A 21164-nucleotide genomic window follows, 5' to 3' on the forward strand; every position below is an offset into this window, starting at 1 on the left:
CATCCGGGCGAACCGGATGTCCCATGGCACGGCTTCGGTAACATGCCGCCCACCGCCACAGGACTTCGCGTATTGCCATAAGCGCTTGATTACGGAGAGGAAAATGAGTGTTTCGAAGGCACCTGCGGATCGCAAGGTGATCCTCACGGGCGACCGCCCGACGGGGCCGCTGCATCTGGGTCACTACGTCGGCAGTCTGAAGAACCGCGTGGCCTATCAGAACGAGTACAAGCAGTTCGTGCTGGTGGCCGACGCACAGGCGCTCACCGACAACACGGACGATCGCGGCAAGGTGCACCGCAACGTCTCGGAAGTCGCGCTCGACTATCTGGCCGTCGGCATCGATCCCGACGTGACGACCATCTGCGTGCAGACCTGGCTGCCCGAGCTGACCGAACTCACCTTCTACTACCTGAACCTCGTGACGGTCGCGCGGCTCGAGCGCAACCCCACCGTCAAGCAGGAGATCGTGCTGCGCAACTTCGAGCGGGATATTCCCGCGGGCTTCCTCACCTATCCGGTGAGCCAGGCGGCGGATATCACGGCGTTTCGCGCCACGCTCGTGCCGGTGGGCGAGGATCAGTTGCCGATGATCGAGCAGACCAACGAAATCGTGCGTCGCCTGAACCGTCTGGCCGATCGCGAGATCCTCGTCGAAACCAAGGCCCTCGTGCCGCCCATCGGACGCCTGCCCGGCATCGACGGCAAGGCCAAGATGAGCAAGTCGCTTGGCAACGTGATCAACATTTCGTCGACGCCCGACGAAATTCGCGCCGCCGTGAAGAAGTGCTACACCGATCCGCTGCACCTGAAGGTGGAAGACCCCGGTCACCTCGAAGGCAACGTGGCATTCGCCTATCTCGATGCCTTCGACGAAGACAAGGAAGGCCTGCAAGCGCTCAAGGATCACTACGTGCGCGGCGGTCTGGCCGACTCGAAGGTGAAGGCGCGCCTGGAAGAGCGCCTGCAGGAGTTGCTGCGCCCGATGCGCGAGCGCCGCGAGCAGTTCGCCAGGAACCCGGACTACGTGTGGGACATGCTGCGCGCAGGCACGGAACGCGCGCGCGAAACCGTCTCGCAGACGCTCGACGATGTGCGCTCCGTCTTCGTCACGCCGGGTTGGAAGAAGTAATGCTCAGGATGGCATAGTAAATATCGCCGGCAACGCTTCCGGCGAGGCTGACGATGAAAAGAGGGCAGGTCGTGATTTCACGGGCTGCCCTTTTTGCATGGGGCGCGACGAGGCGAGGCCCGGCCGTGCTTCACTGCGCGGAAGGAGGCACTGGGCCAGCCTCGGTCCGGACATCGGTGTCGGTGCCGTTGGCGCTATCCGAATCGTCGTCGGAGTCACTTGCCGTGTCGCTGTCGGTATCCGTGTCGAGATCCAGTCCGGCGAAGGCGCGCCGAATCTGCTCGTTCGTCGGCAGGAGCGAGAACGCGTAGTTGTTCAGTTGCTTGCACTCGGCCAGCGATGCCTGGAATCGCGCCTCCTGTTCCGGGCTCAGCGTTACGCCGCTGCGGGCCATGTCTTCCCTTTGGGCCGTGAGCGACGCGATCTTCTGGAGAATGACCTCCTGGTTCTCGCGGAAGCGGTTCAACTGCACCCGGCATTGCATGATGTCATCGGTCAGGCGCATGGCGCTGGCGAGCTGGTGACAACTTTGCGCCGCGCCGGACGGGGCGGGAGGTGGTTGCGGCGGCGGCAGGGCGTCGTTGATGTTGGGCATGGATAATCTCTCCGGTAAAGGGGAACGGACTCGTACATCATTTGCCTCGTCTGGGCGTCGTGCCCCCCAGCGCGCCGCCCAGATGGTCCAACTGCTCGACAACCCGCGTCTGGGTGCTCGACGCGGTCGTGATGTCGTCGTTGAAATGTACGGCCACGCGTCGTGCGGTGCCTTGCTCGTGATTCAGGTCGTACCGTCGGTGCGTTTCGATTTCGCGATGGATGTCGCGATGCAGGTGTTCGACCGTCTTGATGCATTCGGCCAACTCACTCCAGCCGGGATTGCGGGTGTAACCCACGATGCTGAAGATGCCGTTGCCGGTCGCCATCAAACCAGTGGCGGTCGCGCCGATCTTCAATCCGAGGCCTAGCCCAACGAGCGCGGGCAGCATTGGCGGCAGGAACATCGAGGCGATGCCCAGCGACGCCGTCACCAGCGCGAGGCCGAGCAGGATCGCAATCTTTGTTTTCCAGCGTCGCCGCTCCGGCGGAATTGCGGCCTCGGCCTTGGCGAGGAAGTTCTCGATGTGCGGCTCGGCCACGCGCAGAACCAGTCCGGCCGCGTCGAACGCCGCCGCGAGCTGGGCCCTTGCCCGTTTCGATGCCTTGCCGCGCGTACTGCCCCGAAGGGTGCGGCTTTGGACGTCGAGGCGACGCAACGCGCGCGCGGTCAGGCGGATCTGTGCCACCGCCCGGTCGAGTTCCGTGAGCACGCTCAGGGCGGCCTTTGCGTTGGGCGTCAGGGTGGCGTGATCGGTCGCGTGACGCTGGCCGCCCACCGAGCGCCACGACCCCCATGGGGCCTGCCGCGATCGATAAATACGGGCGATCGCTGTCTCGAAGCGAAGCATCAGGCGATCGATGCTGTCGGGGCCGTCGACCTGATGCGACTTCACGCTCGCGATCAATTCGCTGAGTTCGCCGAAGGCTTCCGGCAGCGGTGCGACCGCCAGATCGCAACGCAACTCCCTTGCCATGGCCGCCCAATCGTTGCCGATCTCGCGCAGGCCGCTCGTGATGGAGGCGCGCAACGTCTCCATGGTTTCGGGGTCCCGCGGCAGCGGCGTGTCCGGACTTCGCTGCCGCACGCTCACGCCCTGCCAGTCGTTGCGAGCCGGCGCGGCCGAGGCGTCCTTGAACCAGCCGTTGTCAACGACCGGAGGCATGCAGGGAAATTCGAGAGGCAACAGAACATTCGTCATGATCGGGGGCTCACGTTGTTCTTGTGATGCCAGACTAGGTCGCGATCCGTCGGGTCTCTTTCATTTTTCGCGCACCGCCGCGCGGTTGAGTCACGAAAAAAAACGCCGCGATGTTTTCACATCGCGGCGCTACGTCTTTCGCTTGTCGTGCTGTGTCGTCGCGGGTGTTCGAGACGCCCGTCGCCGAACGTCGCCCGAACGATTACTGCGGCTGCTTGGCGATCTTCCCGTCCTTGAACACCCAGCGAATGCCTTCGCCCTGGCCCGTGAGCACGTCGATCGATTCGAGCGGATTCCCATCCACGACCAGCACGTCGGCCAGCGCGCCGGCGGCGATCACGCCCAGTTCGCCCACGCGATTGAGAATCTCCGCGCCGATGACCGTGGCCGAGCGCAGCGTGTCGGCCGTACCGAGCACGTCGGCGCGAATCGTGAGCTCGTCGGACTGGTACTTGTGCATGTCGCCCAGCAGGTCCGAGCCAAAGCCCATCTTCACGCCCGCGTCGCGATAGATCGTGAGCGATTCGCGTCCGGCGCGCTGCACGCTTTCCACTTTCGCCACCGACTCCGGCGGCAAGCCCAGCGAGGCGCCGTCCTTGGCGAGCGCGTCGTAGGTCACGAGCGTGGGCACGACATACGCGCCCCTCTCGGCCATGAGCTGCGCGGTTTGCGCGTCGCACAGATTGCCATGCTCGATGGTGCGCACACCGCAGCGCACCGCGCGTGCGATCGCCTTCGGCGTGTACGCGTGGGCCATCACATAGGTCTGCGCGGCTTCCGCTTCGGCCACGGCCGCGCGGATCTCGTCTTCCGAATATTGCGTGTTGGCGATCGGATCGACCGGCGATGCCACGCCGCCCGAGGCCATCAGCTTGATCTGCGTCGCACCCTTCTGGATCTCTTCGCGCACGGCCAGGCGGATCGGATCGACGCCGTCGACCACGCGCCCGATCGCGCCCGCGCGAAACGCGCACGAGCACGGCTCGAGCGTGTCGCTGCGCGGACGGAAGTCGCCGTGTCCGCCCGTCTGCGACAGCGCCTTGCCCGACGGGAAGATGCGCGGACCCGGAATCACGCCCTGCTCGATCGCCTGCTGCAACGCCCAGTCGGCGCCGCCCGCGTCGCGCACGGTCGTGAAGCCGCGGTTGAGCATGCCCTGCATGATCGGCAGCGACTTGAGCACCGTCAGCACGTTCGGCTGGCTGGCATTGGTGCCGAGATTCGGGTGCGAGGCGAGCACGTGCACGTGGCAGTCGATCATGCCGGGCATGACGGTCTTGCCGGTGACGTCGATCACCGTCGCACCGGGAATGTCGAGCGGCGTGGCGCTGACCGCGGTAATGCGCGCGCCTTCGATGGCGACGTCGTGACGTTCGAGCAGACGGCCGGCAGCCGCATCGAGCACATTGCCGCCGCGAAGCAGGGTAATGGACATGGTGGGGTTCCTTGATGAAATGCAAAAAGGCGCGCCATTCGATGTGGCGCGCCTTTGGGGGGAAGACTCAGGCCTTGTTGACCTTGGGCAGGGGCTTCACGAAGCGCGTGCCGATCAGGCTGATGGCGGCCGCGACGATCACGTAGATCGCCGGGGCCATGTTGCTGCCCGTGCGGGCGATCAGCCAGGTGATGATCAGGGCGGCGAACCCGCCGAAGATCGTCACCGCGAAGTTGTAGGCGACCGACAGGCCAGTCGACAGCACCTTGGCCGGGAACAGCTCGGCGAATGCCGCGAGAATCGGACCGGTGTAGCACGCGATGAGCAGGCCGAACACGATCTGGAACGTCAGCAGCGAAGGCAGACCCGGCGACACGTTCAGGTACGTGAACATCGGCCACGCGAGCAGCAGGATCAACAATGCCGAGCCCGACAGGAACGGGCGGCGGCCGAAACGGTCCGCCAGGCGGCCCACGACCGGTGCGAACACCAGGATCATCGCGCCACCGACCATGCCGGCGGTGAAGCCGTACGACGCGGGCAGATGCAGCACGCGCTGGGCATACGTCGGCATGTAGAACAGCAGCACGTAGGTGCAGATCGTCCACAGCACGACCATGGAGAAGCTGGCGAGCGTTTCGCGCGGATATTGCGAGAAGACGTCGCGCAGCGGCGTGTCGGACTTCTCGGCGTGCTGGAACGTGGGCGTCTCGTCGATCTTGTTACGGATGTAGAAGCCGACCGGGCCGATCAGCATGCCGACGATGAACGGCACGCGCCAGCCCCACGACTCGAGCGACGCTTTGTCGAGCTCGGTCGTCACGAACGTGCCCACCGCGGCACCGAGCAGCACGGCGAAGCCGATGCTCGACTGAATCCACGCCGAATAATAGGCGCGCTGGTTGGGCGGTGCGTATTCGGTCAGGAAGGCCGTTGCGCCGCCCATCTCGCCGCCTGCCGAGAAGCCTTGCAGCAGACGAGCCAGCACGATGATGAGCGGGGCTGCCAGACCGATCTGGTCGTAGGTCGGTGCCAGACCGATCATCGCGGTGCCGGCGGCCATGAGCAGAATGGTGAGCGAGAGTGCGGCCTTGCGACCCACGCGGTCGGAATAGATCCCGAGCACGATGCCGCCGACCGGACGCATGAAGAAGCCCACGCCGAACGTCGCCACGGCGAGCAGGAACGACGACAGATCGTCGCCGGTGGGGAAAAACTGCTTCGCGATGATCGCCGCGAAGAAGCTGTAAACGGTGAAGTCGAACCACTCCAGACCGTTGCCGATCACCGTCGCCACGATCGCGTGACGGCGCTGGCGGGCCAGGTTGTCTTGAGGCACTGCGTAGGTCGCCTGCATCTGGGTCTCCCGGGGGATGGATGGCGTCCGTCGCGTGCTTTGCAATCACGTCATGCCGGTAATACGCCTGCTTTTGTCGAATCATGTGCGCTCGCGGGGCGAAGGCACATGCGCGGATCCGTCACAAAGTAGTGCAGACAAAATGTCAGGCCAAACGATAATTCCGCATGTTGCCATGCGTACAGCGCATGGCAACTTTCTCTCGAGGGTGCCAACACTATGCTGGGAAACGAGTCTCGGCGTAAATCCAGTTTCGAAAAATACGCGCTGCGGCATGCTCGTGGCGATCGGCAGGCCACACCAGATAGTATCCGCCGCCCAGGCTCGCGGTGGCGTCGCAGGCGGGCACGAGCAGCCCGGCGTCGAGGCAGGGATCGATCATGTGCCGCCAGCCCATGACGAGTCCGCCACCTTCGATGGCCATCTGCACGAGCAACGGGTAGTAATTGGCGCTCACCATGCGAGGGAATTTCGGCACGCTCACGCCCTGCAGCTCGAACCAGTCGGGCCACGACATCCATTTGCGCTGACCGTCCTCGATGAACAGGAGCGTCTCGTTGACGAGATCGGCCGGCGCGAGCTTGCGTCCGTCGAGATACGCGGGGGAGCACACCGGAAAGACTTCCTCGTCGAACAGCCGTCGCCCGGCGAAATCGGGTGGCAGATCGTTGCGAACGTAATACACGCCCAGGTCGAATTCCGACGCGGCCAGCGTCGTAAGGCCGTCTTTGACGATCACCCGGATCTTGACGTCGGGGTGCGCCGCGCGAAAGCGCATGAGCTGCGGCGTCATCCACAGCACGGCCACGCCGGACGAGCATGCCACCGTGAGTTCGAGGTCGCCGCGCCGCTTCATCAGGTCGGCCGTCGCTTCGGCGCACTCGCCGAGCAGACGCTGGATCTGCTCGGCGTAGCGTTGACCGGCGACCGTGAGACGAAGCGTGCGGTGTTCGCGCGTGAAGAGCGCGCGCCCGAGAAACTCTTCGAGCTGCGCGATCTGTCGGCTCACGGCGCTTTGCGTGAGATTGAGTTCCGCTGCCGCCCGGGTGAAGCTCGCGTGCCGGACGGCGGCGTCGAACGCGATCAGACAATGCAGCGGCGGCAGCGGAGAGATAGGCATGCGCGGTGAACGAAGGGGGCGATCAGCGCTTGCCGACCATCTGCTCGGGGCGCACCCAGGCGTCGAACTGCTCCGCCGTCACATGACCCAGCGCCAGCGCGGCGGCCTTGAGCGTGGTGCCTTCCTTGTGCGCCTTCTTCGCGATTTGCGCAGCCTTGTCGTAACCGATGTGCGGATTGAGCGCGGTCACGAGCATGAGCGATTCCTCGAGCAGCGAGCCGATGCGCGCGCGGTTCGGCTCGATGCCGATCGCGCAGTTGTCGTTGAAGCTGACCGCGCCGTCGGCGAGCACACGCACGCTTTGCAGGAAGTTGTGGATGAGCATCGGCTTGAACACGTTGAGCTCGAAGTTGCCCATCGAGCCGCCGACGTTGATGGCCACGTCGTTGCCCAGCACCTGGCAGCAAAGCATCGTCATGGCTTCGCACTGGGTCGGGTTCACCTTGCCCGGCATGATCGAGCTGCCCGGCTCATTCTCCGGAATCTGCAACTCGCCAATGCCGCAGCGCGGGCCGCTGGCGAGCCAGCGCACGTCGTTGGCGATCTTCATCAGGCTCGCGGCGAGGGTCTTGAGCGTGCCGTGCGCGTGGACGATGGCGTCGTTCGCGGCAAGCGCCTCGAACTTGTTCGGCGCGGTGACGAACGGCAGTCCGGTGTCGCGCGCGAGCGTGGCGGCCACCTGCTTCGCGAAGTCCGGATGGGCGTTCAGGCCCGTGCCCACGGCGGTACCGCCCAGCGCGAGCTCGGCCACGTGGGGCAGGGCGTCGTCGACATGCTTCAGGCCGTGGTCGATCTGCGCGACCCAGCCCGAGATCTCCTGGCCGAGCGTGAGCGGCGTGGCGTCCTGCAGGTGGGTGCGGCCGATCTTGACGATGTCGTCGTAGGCGCGGGCCTTGGCCGCGAGCGTGTCGCGCAGTTGGCCCACGCTGGGCTTGAGATGGTTGACGAGGGCGTCGAGCGCGGCCACGCTCATGGCCGTGGGGAATACGTCGTTGGACGACTGGCCCTTGTTCACGTCGTCGTTGGGATGCACGAGACGTTCCTCGCCACGCACGCCGCCGAGCAGTTCGCTGGCGCGATTGGCGAGGACTTCGTTCATGTTCATGTTCGACTGTGTGCCCGAGCCGGTCTGCCACACGGCCAGCGGGAATTCGTCGTCGTGCCGGCCGGCGATCACCTCGTCGGCGGCCTGGATGATGGCGTCGGCCTTCTTGGCGTCGAGCACGCCGAGGCCCTTGTTCACCTCGGCGGCCGCGCGCTTGACCCGGGCGAGCGCGCGCACCAGCTCGCGCGGCATCTTCTCGGTGGAAATCTTGAAGTTCTGCAGCGAGCGCTGCGTCTGGGCGCCCCACAGGTGGTCGGCGGGTACAGCAATTTCGCCGAAGGTATCGCGTTCCATTCTCACAGACATGATCGACTCCTCGAAGACAGACTTGAATTCTAGAGCGTTGGGCGGGATATGGCTTGGCAGGCCGGCAAGGCGTGCCACGTCACGGGAATGATTTGCGGGGAACGTCGGCCGCTTCGCGTCGTTCGGGGCGGCGGCGAGCCGGGAGGCCGTCGGCGAGGACCTGAGCCGCCTGGATTATGCACCTGATTCGCGGCGCAGGGACGCCTCGATGATGTCCGGAAAGTGCGTGCCGCGGAGGGTCGGCGCATATCCCCGGTGAATGGCATCGCGCACGGGGCTTTCCGGCTCCCGGCATTCCGGGAGCCTCGTCACGCCCAGACGGCGGCGATCAGTTGCAGCGCGGCGGCGATGGCAGGTTCGTCGCGTCGCGTGGCGAGCGTGACGAACGTCAGCTCCGTGGGCACGCTCACGCCGTCGGCGATCACCAGACCATGGGCTTGCGCTTCGCGCAGCGCGATCGAGTCGCGCACCAGCGACAGGCCGACACCGGACTTCACCAGGTCGAGCATCGACGGCTCCTGATCGACTTCCGCCACCTTCACGGGCGATACGTCCAGGGCGCCGAATACCGCCGAGAGCAGGCGATGGTGGGCCGATTCGGGCGGTGTCCAGATCCACGGCAGTGCCGCGAGTTCGCGCCAGCCACGACGTGCCACCCGCTCGCGCCAACCCGCGGGCGCGACCACCTGATACGCGAACGGCGTGAGCGTGATGGCATGGAAGCGCTCGGGATCGGGGCGCCCGAGGTAGAAGCCGACGTCCAGTTCGCCGCGCCCGAGTTGCTGGAGCACCGAACCCGACATGCCCTGGCGCAAAGCCGTTTCGATCTGGGGATACGATTCCACGAGGCGCTTCAGAAACGCGCCGAGGCGGGTGAATTCCGGGTCGAGAATGGTGCCGATGCGCAGGCGCCCCCGCACGGTGTCGCGCAGCGCGCCCGCGGCCTGCTGGAAGTCGGCAAGCGCCGCGAGCATGCGCTCGGCCAGCGGCAGCAGTGCCTGTGCGTCGCGGGTGAGGGCCAGACCGTGCGCCGTGCGGGTGAAGAGCGTGAGCCGAAGCGCCTCCTGCAGCGCCTTGACCTGAAGGCTGACGGCAGGCTGCGTCAGATGCAGGCGCTGTGCCGCGCGGGTGAGGTTGCCCTCGCGGGCAATGGCAACGAAGGCGCGGAGGTGGGCGAGTTCCATGGGTGGAGGGCGTCCCGCAGAACGCCATTCGGAGGCAACATAAGGGAATCTTATATTGCTTTTGATAATTTCTCATTGGATCGCGTGAATCGGCGGCAGTACGCTTGGCCTATCGTGGCGTATGCCGTGGGGCACGCGTCTGGCTAATCGAATGGGCGAGCGCGGGAAGTTCGCCGAATTCCGAGGGAAACGAACATGAGCAACGCTGATATTCCGACGGTGCAGCACTTCATTGGCGGCCGGCGCTTGGCCGGCGACGGCGCGCGTTTCGCCGACGTCTTCAATCCGGCCGAAGGGCGCGTGAGTGCGCGCGTGGCGCTGGCCGGCGTGGGCGACGTGGACGCCGCGGTCGCTGCCGCCAGGGCCGCGTTGCCTGCGTGGTCGGAGACGGCGCCGCTCAAGCGCGCGCGGGTGCTCTTCAAGTTCAAGGCGCTGCTCGACGAGCATCAGGACGAACTGGCACGCATCATCACGCGCGAACACGGCAAGGTGTTCTCCGATGCGCGCGGCGAAGTCACGCGCGGCATCGAGGTGGTCGAGTATGCGTGCGGGGCGCCGAGCCTGCTCATGGGCAAGCACAGCGACAACATCGGCGGAGGCATCGACAACTGGCATTTGCGACAGCCGGTCGGGGTGTGTGCGGGGATCACGCCGTTCAACTTCCCGGTGATGGTGCCGATGTGGATGTTTCCGATCGCGCTCGCGTGCGGCAACACGTTCGTGCTCAAGCCGTCCGAGCGCGATCCTTCTGCCAGTCTGCTGATCGCCGACCTGCTGCGCGAAGCCGGGCTGCCCGATGGGGTGTTCAACGTGGTGCAGGGAGACAAGGTGGCGGTCGATGCACTCATCGCGCACCCGGATGTGGAAGCGCTGTCGTTCGTCGGCTCCACGCCGATTGCCGAGTACATATACAGCGAAGGCACGCGTCGCGGCAAGCGGGTGCAGGCGCTGGGCGGAGCGAAGAATCATCTCGTGGTCATGCCCGACGCCGATCTGGATCAGGCGGTCGATGCGCTGATCGGTGCGGCCTACGGATCGGCCGGCGAGCGTTGCATGGCGATCTCGGTCGCGGTGGCGGTGGGTCAGGTCGCGGATCGTCTCGTCGACGCGCTGGTGCCGCGCGTGAAGGCGCTGCGCGTTGGGCCGGGCGTGGACGATGCGTCCGAAATGGGGCCGGTCGTCACCGGGGTCCACAAGGCGAAGATCGAGGGCTACATCGCCGATGGCGTGAGCGCGGGTGCCACGCTGCTGGTCGACGGGCGAGGGTTGACGGTGCCGGGGCACGAACAGGGATTCTTCCTCGGCGGGACGCTCTTCGATCACGTCACGCCCGAGATGACGATCTATCGCGAGGAGATTTTCGGTCCAGTGCTGGCGGTGGTGCGCGTGCCGGATCTGGCGGCCGCCATTGCGCTGGTCAATGCGCACGAGTTCGGCAACGGCGTCTCGTGTTTCACCAGCGACGGTGGCGTGGCGCGCGCGTTCTCGCGTCAGGTGAAGGTTGGCATGGTGGGCATCAACGTGCCGATTCCGGTGCCGATGGCCTGGCAGTCGTTTGGCGGATGGAAGCGTTCGCTGTTCGGGGACCACCACGCTTATGGAGAAGAGGGCATTCGTTTCTACACGCGCTTCAAGAGTGTGATGCAGCGTTGGCCGGACAGCATCGGCAAGGGCGCGGAATTCACCATGCCCGTGGCGAAGTAGGGAGGCGGGGTAACGCCGGACCGACGCTTCGACGCTTCGATGCGAACAGAACGACAAAAGTGAACCTGGTGCGGGTGGCGGCAGTCCACCTCACTCGGGTGCCGCACCAGTGCCGGCACCGCACCCTGGCGAGTGCCGCGCCATCGACGGAGACATGCGGGAATGAGCAAGCAGGCCCCGAAGCAGGAAAGCTTCGATTACATCATCGTGGGCGCCGGATCGGCCGGTTGTGTGTTGGCCAATCGTCTCACGCAGGACCCCGACGTCAACGTGCTGGTGCTCGAGGCCGGCGGCAAGGACGACTATCACTGGATTCACATCCCCGTCGGTTATCTCTACTGCATCGGCAACCCGCGCACCGACTGGCTGTATCGCACGCAGGCCGAAGACGGGCTCAACGGCCGCACGCTCGCGTATCCGCGAGGGCGGGTGCTGGGCGGCAGCTCGTCGATCAACGGCATGATCTACATGCGCGGGCAGCGCGAAGACTATGACGTATGGGCCGACGCCACCGGCGACGACGGCTGGCGCTGGGACAATGTGCTGCCGCTGTTCAGGCGCAGCGAAGATCACTACAAGGGCGGCACAGAGTTTCACGGCAGCGGCGGCGAGTGGCGTGTCGAGAAGCAACGGCTGTCGTGGCGCGTGCTCGATTCGTTCGCCGACGCCGCCGAGCAGATCGGCATTCCGAAGACGGACGACTTCAACCGGGGTGACAACTTCGGCATTGGCTACTTCGAAGTGAATCAGCGACGCGGCGTGCGCTGGAGTGCCGCGAAGGGCTTTCTGCGCCCGGCCATGCAGCGCCCGAATCTCACCGTGATTACCGGGGCGAGCGTGAGTCGACTGCTGTTCGAGGGCACGCGTTGCACCGGGGTGGCGTATCGCGGCGGCAATGAGGATTTCACGGCGCTCGCGCGCGCCGAAGTGATTCTGGCGGCGGGGGCGGTGAATTCTCCGCATCTGCTGGAAGTGTCGGGCATTGGCGACGGGGAGCGTTTGCGCGGATTCGGCATCGACGTGGTGTCGCATCTGCCCGGCGTGGGCGAGAACCTGCAGGATCACCTGCAGTTGCGCACGGTGTACAAGTTGCGCGGCGTGACCACGCTCAACCTCACGGCCAACAGTCTTTTCGGCAAGTTGAAGATCGGCATGCAGTACGTGTTCGCGCAGCGTGGTCCGATGAGCATGGCGCCGTCGCAGATGGGGGCGTTCGCGCGCAGTCGTGAGGACGTGACGCGTCCCGACCTCGAATATCACGTGCAACCGCTGTCGCTGGACAAGTTCGGCGATCCGCTGCACACGTTCAACGCGTTCACGGCATCGGTGTGCAATCTTCGTCCGACGTCGCGCGGGCATGTGCATCTCGCTTCGCCGGATGCACGCGTCGCGCCGAGCATATCGCCGCGATATCTGTCGACCGATGCGGATCTGCGCGTGGCGGCAGACGCGATCAAGCTCACGCGTCGCATCGTGGGCGCGCCGGCTTTCGCGCGCTACGAACCGCGCGAGTATCTGCCGGGACCGTCGTTCCAGAGCGACGAGGCGTTGATGCGCGCGGCGGGCGATATCGGCACGACCATCTTCCATCCGGTGGGCACCTGCCGCATGGGACGCGCCGACGATCCTGATGCGGTCGTGGATGCGGAGCTGCGCGTTCGCGGGGTGCGGAACCTGCGTGTGGTCGATGCGTCGGTGATGCCGGTGATCACATCCGGCAACACGAACTCGCCGACGATCATGATCGCCGAGCGCGCGAGCGACATGATCCGTGCGGCTCGCAAAGCCGGGCGGTAAGCGCGCAAAAGATCAGGACACCGCTGAGCCGGGGGAAAGGGGGCATCGGTGTCGGCGCCGACCGTCGTGCCCTGGTCCGGCGGAAAATTCGATGTTCGCGAGCCTCGTCGCGATTCCGGATTTCCGGACAATCGCCCAAATCTTACGTAGTAATACCTAATGCAGCGCGCGAGCACCCGCTCGCGCGCGCGGCGCACGACATTGAACGTGCTTTTGCGTATGCCGCAAAAGCCTTGTGCCATAAGGGCTTTGCGCATGCCGCCGGCATGTGACCGAACGTTCCTGAACGCGTGTGAACATGCGCGTTTCGAAGGGGGTGAGGCTTAGTGCAAATCCCAATGATCGCGTTGCAGCAAACCACACACAATAACGATTCCCTATGTGCGAACGAACCAAGAATTCGACGCCGCATGCGGGACGCGGGGCACCTCGCCGACGACGCAACAACATCGCGTCATCTGCCTGCCTTGCGGTTGTCACAGACGATGGTGCCGGGGCCCACTCACGCCTCGCACCGCCAACCAGGAATGTGGCAGGAGACATGGCGAACAACGATTACATTCTCGAAACCCGCGGGCTCACGAAAGAGTTCCGCGGCTTCACCGCCGTGAACGGGGTCGACCTGCGCGTCGCGCGCGGCACCATTCACGCACTCATCGGGCCGAACGGCGCCGGGAAGACCACCTGCTTCAACCTGCTCACGAAATTCCTCGTGCCCAGCGCCGGCAGCATTACCTTCAACGGTGAAGACATCACCCGCGAGGCGCCCGCGCAAATCGCCCGACGCGGCATCATTCGCTCATTTCAGATCTCCGCCGTCTTCCCGCACCTCACCGTGCTGGAGAACGTGCGCATCGGCCTGCAACGCAATCTCGGCACCGCCTTTCACTTCTGGAGCAGCAGCCGCACGCTGCGACAGCTCGACGAGCGCGCCATGGCGCTGCTCGCCGAAGTCGGCCTCACCGAATTCGCCCATACCCTGACCGTGGAATTGCCCTACGGCCGCAAGCGCGCCCTCGAAATCGCGACCACACTTGCTATGGAGCCCGAACTAATGCTGCTCGACGAGCCCACGCAGGGCATGGGGCATGAAGACGTCGATCGCGTGACCGCGCTGATCAAGAAGGTCTCGGCGGGACGCACGATCCTGATGGTCGAGCACAACATGAACGTGATCGCGGGGATCTCCGACACCATCACCGTGCTTCAGCGTGGCGAGGTGCTTGCCGAAGGGCCGTATCACGAAGTTTCGAAGAATCCGCAGGTGATGGAGGCCTACATGGGGACCGCGGATGGCGAATTGCAGGGAGCCCACGGGTGAGGACGTCTATGTACGGTAATGGCAACGGTAGCGGCGCGGCGAGCGTCCCGGCGCTGGAAGTCGAGGGGCTGCAGGCCTGGTATGGGGAATCGCACATCCTGCATGGCGTGGACCTCACCGTGGGCCGTGGCGAAGTCGTCACGCTGCTTGGCCGCAACGGCGCAGGGCGCACCACCACGCTGCGCGCGATCATGGGCCTCACGGGCAATCGTCAGGGATCGATCCGCATCGCCGGCGAAGAGACGATCCGTCTGCCCACATACAAGGTCGCCCACCACGGCGTGGGCTACTGCCCGGAAGAGCGAGGCATCTTCGCGAGCCTGTCGTGCGAGGAAAACCTGCTGCTGCCGCCGTATATCGGCATGCGCGGCAATCGTCGCGAAGACGGCGGGCGCGGCATGTCGCTCGAAGAGATCTACGACATGTTTCCGAACCTCAAGGAGCGACGTCACAGCCAGGGCACGCGACTGTCGGGTGGCGAGCAGCAGATGCTGGCCGTGGCGCGCATCCTGCGCACCGGCGCGAACCTGCTGCTGCTCGACGAGATCTCGGAGGGCCTCGCGCCGGTGATCGTGCAGACACTCGCACGCATGATCACCACGCTCAAGTCGAGGGGCTACACCATCGTGATGGTGGAACAGAATTTCCGTTTTGCGGCTCCGCTGGCCGACCGCTTCTATGTGATGGAGCACGGCAAGATCGTGGAGCGCTTCGGCGCTCCGGAGCTGGAAACGAAGATGCCGGTGCTGCACGAGTTGTTGGGCGTATGAGGTGAGCTACCCGGCGCACAAACGCGCCGGGCGATGAACCCAGGCGATCAAATCCACGAAGGAGACGAAGATGACGATGCGGATGAAGGCGTTGGCCGTTGCGGCTGCGTTCGGTTTTGCGGCAATGGCCTCGCAGGCCCACGCCGATGGCAATACGGTGAAGATCGGTTTCATTACCGACATGTCGGGGCTGTACACCGACATTGACGGCCCCGGTGGCGCGGAAGCCATCAAGATGGCCATCGCCGACTTTGGTGGCAAGGTGCTCGGCAAGCCGATCGAACTGGTCACGGCTGACCACCAGAACAAGGCCGACGTCGCGGCGTCGAAGGCGCGCGAATGGTTCGACCGCGGCGGTGTCGACATGCTCATCGGCGGCACCAACTCGGGTACCGGCCTCGCGATGAACAAGGTCTCTGCCGAGAAGAAGAAGGTCTATATCAACGTGGGCGCCGGCACCGACGCCCTCACCAACGATCAGTGTCAGCCGTACGGCGTGCACTATGCCTACGACACCGTGGCGCTCGCACGCGGCACCGGCTCGGCCGTGGTGAAGGCGGGCGGCAAGTCGTGGTTCTTCCTGACGGCGGACTATGCGTTCGGTCACGCGCTCGAGAAGGCCACGGCCGACGTGGTCAAGGCCAACGGCGGCACGGTCAAGGGCGACGTGCGTCATCCGCTCTCGGCGTCGGATTTCTCGTCGTATCTGCTTCAGGCGCAGTCGTCGGGCGCGCAGGTGCTCGGCCTGGCCAACGCCGGCGGCGATACGATCAACGCCATCAAGGCCGCGAAGGAATTCGGCATCACGAAGAAGATGCAGATCGCCGGTCTGCTGGTGTTCATCAACGACATCCACTCGCTGGGGCTGGACAACACCGAAGGCATGTACCTGACCGACAGCTGGTACTGGGACAAGGACGACAAGACCCGCGCCTTCTCCAAGCGCTACTTCGAGAAGATGAAGAAGATGCCCTCGAGCCTCCAGGCGGGCGACTACTCCGCCACGATGACGTACCTCAAGGCGGTGCAGGCGGCCGGCACCACCGATGCCGACAAGGTCATGGATCAGCTCCACAAGATCAAGATCGACGACATGTTCAGCAAGGGCTACATCCGCAAGGACGGCACGATGATCCACGACATGTACCTGATGCAGGTCAAGTCGAAGAAGGAGTCGAAGGCACCGTGGGATTACTACAAGGTCGTCGCCACGATCCCGGGCGAGAAGGCGTTCACGACGGAAGCCGAGTCGACCTGCAAGCTCAAGTAAGCGCAGTCTGAACGCGATGCGATGAAAGCGGCGGGACGCGTGTCCCGTCGCGACCTTTCTCCCAGAGAATCGATTTCGATGGAATTACTAGGCATCCCCCTGCCGGCGCTGTTGAGCCAACTGCTGCTGGGACTGGTGAATGGCTCGTTCTACGCCATGCTGAGCCTCGGCCTGGCGGTGATTTTCGGTCTGCTCAACGTGATCAACTTCGCGCACGGCGCGTTGTTCATGCTGGGTGCCATGCTCGCCTGGATGGGCGGCAACTATCTCGGCCTCAATTACTGGGTCATGCTGATCCTCGCCCCCGTGGTGGTGGGCATCATCGGCATCGTGATCGAGCGCACCATGCTGCGCTGGATCTACAAGCTCGATCACCTCTACGGTCTGCTGCTGACGTTCGGCATCACGCTGGTGCTCGAAGGCGTGTTCCGTTCGATCTACGGCGTGTCCGGGCAGCCGTTCGATGCGCCCGACGTGCTCTCCGGCGCAACCAACCTCGGCTTCATGTTCATGCCGAACTATCGCGCCTGGGTGGTGGTGGCGTCGCTGATCGTGTGCTTCGCCACCTGGTTCGTCATCGAGAAGACGAAGATCGGCGCCTACCTGCGCGCAGGGACGGAGAACCCGAAGCTCGTGGAAGCGTTCGGTGTGAACGTGCCGCTCATGATCACGCTCACGTACGGCTTCGGCGTTGCGCTCGCCGCGTTCGCCGGCGTGCTTGCCGCGCCCGTCATTCAGATCTCGCCGCTCATGGGACAGTCGATGATCATCACTGTGTTCGCGGTGGTGGTGATCGGCGGGATGGGCTCGATCATGGGCTCGATCATCACCGGCTTGATGCTCGGCGTGATCGAAGGCTTTACCAAGGTGTTCTACCCGGAAGCATCTGCGACCGTGGTGTTCGTCATCATGGTGATCGTGTTGCTGCTGCGCCCGGCTGGGCTGTTCGGCAAACAAAAGTAAGGGGCGGAACATGCAACAACAGACGCAACAACGGGTGCTTTATTCGCTTTTGCTGCTCGCGCTGATCGTGGCGCCCTTCGCGGGCGCCTATCCGGTCTTCATCATGAAGGTGCTCTGCTTCGCACTGTTCGCCTGCGCGTTCAACCTGCTGCTCGGCTTTACGGGCCTGCTGTCGTTCGGTCATGCGGCGTTTTTCGGCAGCGCGGGCTATGTGACCGGCTACGCGATTCGCAATCTCGGGTTCACGCCGGAAGTCGGCATTCTCGCCGGGGTGATCGCGGGCGCCGCGCTGGGCCTGGTGATCGGCCTGCTCGCGATCCGGCGCCAGGGCATCTATTTCGCGATGATCACGCTGGCGCTCGCGCAGATGCTTTACTTCCTGTGCCTGCAGGCACCGTTTACCGGTGGGGAAGACGGCTTGCAGGGTGTGCCGCGCGGCAGCCTCTTTGGCGTGCTTCCGCTCGATTCGGACCTGACCCTGTACTACGTGGTGCTGGCGATCTGCGCGCTGGGCTTCCTGTTCATCATGCGTATCGTGCACTCGCCGTTCGGCCAGGTGCTCAAGGCGATCAAGGAAAACGAGCCGCGTGCGATCTCGCTCGGCTATGACGTCGATCGCTTCAAGTTGCTGGCGTTCGTGCTGTCGGCCACGCTCGCGGCGCTGGCCGGATCGACGAAAACGGTGGTGCTGGGCTTCGAGACGCTCACCGACGTGCACTGGACCATGTCGGGCATGGTCATCCTGATGACGCTCGTGGGCGGTCTGGGCACGATGCTCGGACCGGTGGTGGGCGCGGTCGTCATCATCGTGCTCGAGAACAAGCTGGGCGACATCGGCGACTGGCTGGCGACGGCGACCGGCGTGGCGTGGTTCCAGACGCTGGGCGAATCGGTGACGATCGTCATCGGCGCCATCTTCATCATCTGCGTGCTGTCATTCCGCCGAGGTCTGGTCGGCGAACTGGTCGCCCGAAGCCGGTTCTTCCGGACGCTGTCGCAGTCGTCCTGAAGCCTGATGCGTGACGATCGGGCGCACCGTGATGGGGCGGCCGATCGTCACACTGGCGCACGTATGTCGGAAAAAACCTAATTCGTAGGGGTAAATGCTGACTTGTGGTGCATCGGGTGCTCCTTTATTCTCTCTCTCAGTTCGCGTCACGGCAGGATATAGGGGCGAGGAACGAGGAGACAATAAGCGCGAGAACGCGCACCGCCAAAAAAGAAAGCGCTGTTGGAGAAAACTCCAACAGCGCTTTTTATATTGTGCTTTCATTCTGTGCGCCGCCGGCGCCTCCCATCGTCCGACGCACGTCGCCGTCACGGCGGCCGTTGCCCGCCCGCGGTGCCCGATCGCCCCCGCCCTCGCTTGTTACGGTCACCGGTCATCGTCTTTTCGCCGCGATTTACCGTTTTTTGGCCGCCTCACCCGGTTTTTCGCCAGCTTTTCGTCGATCGCGCACCATATTGCGAGAATTGTGGCCCCCAACTACGCGCAATGCGGGCTAAAGGCGCTATCCTCGCCGTTTTCGTCCGGCCATCGGCCTGCGACGGTCGGGCATGTATGGGGAATGTATGTTAGTCAGTTGGGCGCCGAGCGAATTGCTGATGCTCGCGGGTGGGGCGTTTCTCGCGGGGCTTGTGGACGCCGTGGTCGGGGGCGGGGGACTGATCTCCGTGCCCACGCTCTTTGCCGTTTTTCCGAGCGCGGCGCCGCCTGTGCTGTTCGGCACCAACAAGATGGCGGGCATCTGGGGAACCGCCTCGGCCGCGCTGCGCTACGCCCGTGGCGTGCAACTGCAGTGGGCGATACTGGTGCCTGCCACGCTCGCCGCTTTCGTCTTCTCATTCTGCGGCGCCTATGCCGTCACCCACATTCCCGCCGACGTCCTGCGCAAGCTGCTGCCGTTCGTGCTCGTGGGGGTGGCGGTGTACACGCTGCGCAAAAAGGATTTCGGGACGGTTCACGCCCCCGTGAGGGGGGGGGCAGGGGTGACCCTCATGGCGATCGCCGTGGGCGGCGCCATCGGCTTCTACGACGGTTTCTTCGGCCCCGGCACGGGCAGTTTCCTCGTATTCCTGTTCGTGCGTCTGTTCGGGCAGGATTTCGTGAATGCGTCGGCGTCGTCGAAGATCGTGAACGTGGCGACCAACCTGGCAGCGCTGTGGCTGTTCGGCATGGGTGGGCACGTATGGTGGCAGGTGGGGGCCGGCATGGCGGTCATGAACGTGCTGGGCAGCCTGGTGGGCAGTCGGCTCGCGCTCAAGCACGGCGTGGGCTTCGTGCGGCGAATGTTCCTGTGCGTGCTCGCCGTGCTGATCGTGAAGACCGGCTACGACGCCTTTTTGCGCGCCTGACGGTGTCCGGCGGATGCCCGGACGCGGCGGGCGGTGCTGTGCCCGATGCGACATGTGGGGAAACCGCACTTTACGAAACGACGCAGGTGCCCGTAAGATGGGCGACGATTTGCCGACTGCTCGGTCGGTTAATGGCGCGGATGCGGTGATGAAGGCCGACGCGGTGAAGGCGAAAGAGCAGAGAGAAGCGGCAGAATAGCGGCAGAAAAACGAATTCGAAATTTTTGTGAGGAGACCCAAATGAAACTGAAGTTGCTGTGCATGGCATCCGCGATGATGCTGGCTGTGGGCGTTGCGAACGCCCAGGTGAAGATTGGCGTGTCGCTGTCGGCGACCGGTCCGGCGGCTTCGCTGGGCATTCCCGAGAAGAACACCATCTCGCTCATGCCGAAGACGATTGCCGGCCAGTCCGTGCAGTACATCGTGCTCGATGACGCGACCGACACCACGACTGCCGTGAAGAACATGCGCAAGCTGATCAGCGAAGATCACGTCGACGCCGTGCTCGGCTCGACCGTGACGCCGAACTCGCTGGCGATGGTCGACGTGGCGGCCGAGACGCAAACGCCGATGATCTCGATGGCGGCGGGTGCGGCGATCGTCGAGCCGGTCGACGCGAAGCGTGCGTGGGCGTTCAAGACCCCGCAGAACGACATTCTGATGGCCACCGCCATTGCCAAGCACATGGCCGACAACGGCGTGAAGACGGCCGCGTTCATCGGCTTCTCCGATGCCTACGGTGAAGGCTGGTACAAGGAATTCCAGAAGGCCGCCGATCTGAACAAGGTCAAGATCGTGGCCAACGAGCGCTTCAACCGTGCCGATACGTCGGTGACCGGTCAGGTGCTCAAGATCATGAGCGCGAACCCGGACGCCGTGCTCGTGGCCGGTTCGGGCACGCCGTCGGCATTGCCGCAGCGCACGCTCAAGGAGCGCGGCTACAAGGGCAAGATGTACCAGACGCACGGCGTGGCCAACAACGACTTCCTGCGCGTTTGCGGCAAGGATTGCGAAGGCACGTTCCTGCCGGCCGGCCCGTTGCTCGTGGTCGACCAACTGCCCAACGACAATCCGGTGAAGAAGTCGGCCGCCGCATACAAGGCCGCGTATGAAAAGGCCTATGGCGCCGGTTCGATCTCGACCTTCGGCGGTCACGCCTGGGACGGCGGCCTGTTGCTGCAATCGGCCATTCCGGTCGCGCTCAAGAAGGGCAAGCCGGGGACGCCGGAATTCCGCGCCGCGCTGCGCGAGGCGCTGGAGAACGTGAAGGACATGCCGGGCACCGCCGGTATCTTCAACATGAGCAAGAACGACCACAATGGTCTGGATCAGCGCTCGCGCGTCATGGTGCAAATCGTCAACGGCAAGTGGAAATTGGCGAACTGATGCGCGTCGGGGCTGCCTATAGCACGCAGGCATGCCCCGTTGTCGTATCTGCAGGGCCCGGTTTGATCGCCCGGGCCGGAAGAACGGGCGTTCGCGCCCGTTTTTCTTGAGCGTGGTAGTTTCGCGCATCGCAAAGAGACGGCAGGACATGCGAAACGAGCGG

17 protein-coding genes are annotated in these 21164 nt (G+C 64.5%); 10 read left to right on the forward strand and 7 right to left on the reverse strand.

What is annotated here, in order from left to right; genetic code table 11:
• Window positions 1-103: 103 nt before the first annotated feature.
• Complete coding sequence (gene trpS, locus LV28_RS19960) at window positions 104-1132, forward strand: tryptophan--tRNA ligase (RefSeq protein ID WP_023872653.1); 1029 nt, start codon at window positions 104-106, stop codon at window positions 1130-1132.
• A gap of 130 nt (window positions 1133-1262) precedes the next feature.
• Here the strand turns inward: trpS and LV28_RS20305 are convergent, their stop codons facing one another.
• From LV28_RS20305 to LV28_RS24070, 7 genes are all read right to left on the reverse strand, one after another.
• Window positions 1263-1727 (reverse strand): hypothetical protein, encoded by a 465-nt coding sequence (locus LV28_RS20305; RefSeq protein WP_038619314.1) that lies wholly within the window; start codon window positions 1725-1727, stop codon window positions 1263-1265.
• A gap of 37 nt (window positions 1728-1764) precedes the next feature.
• On the reverse strand, window positions 1765-2892 hold the full coding sequence (locus LV28_RS22555; protein ID WP_058371610.1) for a hypothetical protein: 1128 nt from the start codon (window positions 2890-2892) through the stop codon (window positions 1765-1767).
• Between the two features lie 238 nt (window positions 2893-3130).
• On the reverse strand, window positions 3131-4363 hold the full coding sequence (locus tag LV28_RS23505; protein WP_025250088.1) for a metal-dependent hydrolase family protein: 1233 nt from the start codon (window positions 4361-4363) through the stop codon (window positions 3131-3133).
• A gap of 67 nt (window positions 4364-4430) precedes the next feature.
• The gene (locus tag LV28_RS23650) at window positions 4431-5720 is read right to left on the reverse strand and encodes an MFS transporter (RefSeq protein WP_038619311.1); all 1290 of its coding nucleotides are present in this window, start codon (window positions 5718-5720) and stop codon (window positions 4431-4433) included.
• Window positions 5721-5937: 217 nt separating this feature from the next.
• Complete coding sequence (locus LV28_RS23840) at window positions 5938-6840, reverse strand: LysR substrate-binding domain-containing protein (protein WP_023598309.1); 903 nt, start codon at window positions 6838-6840, stop codon at window positions 5938-5940.
• 22 nt (window positions 6841-6862) lie between these two features.
• Window positions 6863-8251 carry a class II fumarate hydratase gene (gene fumC, locus LV28_RS24050; protein ID WP_023872650.1) on the reverse strand — a complete coding sequence of 463 codons (1389 nt, stop codon included), beginning with the start codon at window positions 8249-8251 and terminating at the stop codon, window positions 6863-6865.
• 308 nt (window positions 8252-8559) lie between these two features.
• Window positions 8560-9435 carry a LysR family transcriptional regulator gene (locus LV28_RS24070; protein ID WP_025250090.1) on the reverse strand — a complete coding sequence of 292 codons (876 nt, stop codon included), beginning with the start codon at window positions 9433-9435 and terminating at the stop codon, window positions 8560-8562.
• Window positions 9436-9630: 195 nt separating this feature from the next.
• On the opposite strand from LV28_RS24070, the gene LV28_RS24120 reads away from it, so the two are divergent.
• The 9 genes from LV28_RS24120 to LV28_RS24355 all read left to right on the forward strand — a co-directional run bounded on the left by LV28_RS24120 (window position 9631) and on the right by LV28_RS24355 (window position 21001).
• Window positions 9631-11139, forward strand: a complete 1509-nt coding sequence (locus tag LV28_RS24120) for a CoA-acylating methylmalonate-semialdehyde dehydrogenase (RefSeq protein WP_038619308.1) — start codon at window positions 9631-9633, stop codon at window positions 11137-11139.
• 162 nt (window positions 11140-11301) lie between these two features.
• Window positions 11302-12936, forward strand: coding sequence for a GMC family oxidoreductase (locus LV28_RS24320; protein ID WP_038619306.1), 1635 nt, complete (start codon window positions 11302-11304; stop codon window positions 12934-12936).
• 541 nt (window positions 12937-13477) lie between these two features.
• On the forward strand, window positions 13478-14257 hold the full coding sequence (locus LV28_RS24325; RefSeq protein WP_023598314.1) for an ABC transporter ATP-binding protein: 780 nt from the start codon (window positions 13478-13480) through the stop codon (window positions 14255-14257).
• Window positions 14258-14265: 8 nt separating this feature from the next.
• Window positions 14266-15027 (forward strand): ABC transporter ATP-binding protein, encoded by a 762-nt coding sequence (locus LV28_RS24330; protein ID WP_038619302.1) that lies wholly within the window; start codon window positions 14266-14268, stop codon window positions 15025-15027.
• Between the two features lie 76 nt (window positions 15028-15103).
• Complete coding sequence (locus tag LV28_RS24335; protein WP_023872647.1) at window positions 15104-16297, forward strand: ABC transporter substrate-binding protein; 1194 nt, start codon at window positions 15104-15106, stop codon at window positions 16295-16297.
• 78 nt (window positions 16298-16375) lie between these two features.
• The gene (locus tag LV28_RS24340; RefSeq protein ID WP_023598317.1) at window positions 16376-17260 is read left to right on the forward strand and encodes a branched-chain amino acid ABC transporter permease; all 885 of its coding nucleotides are present in this window, start codon (window positions 16376-16378) and stop codon (window positions 17258-17260) included.
• Window positions 17261-17270: 10 nt separating this feature from the next.
• Complete coding sequence (locus tag LV28_RS24345) at window positions 17271-18269, forward strand: branched-chain amino acid ABC transporter permease (protein WP_023598318.1); 999 nt, start codon at window positions 17271-17273, stop codon at window positions 18267-18269.
• A gap of 563 nt (window positions 18270-18832) precedes the next feature.
• Window positions 18833-19615 carry a sulfite exporter TauE/SafE family protein gene (locus LV28_RS24350; protein WP_038619299.1) on the forward strand — a complete coding sequence of 261 codons (783 nt, stop codon included), beginning with the start codon at window positions 18833-18835 and terminating at the stop codon, window positions 19613-19615.
• A gap of 240 nt (window positions 19616-19855) precedes the next feature.
• Entirely contained in the window at window positions 19856-21001 is a 1146-nt protein-coding gene (locus LV28_RS24355) for an ABC transporter substrate-binding protein (protein WP_023598320.1), read from the forward strand.
• Window positions 21002-21164: the final 163 nt, after the last annotated feature.

It is taken from the genome of Pandoraea pnomenusa (assembly GCF_000767615.3).
Classification (GTDB): Bacteria; Pseudomonadota; Gammaproteobacteria; order Burkholderiales; family Burkholderiaceae; genus Pandoraea; species Pandoraea pnomenusa.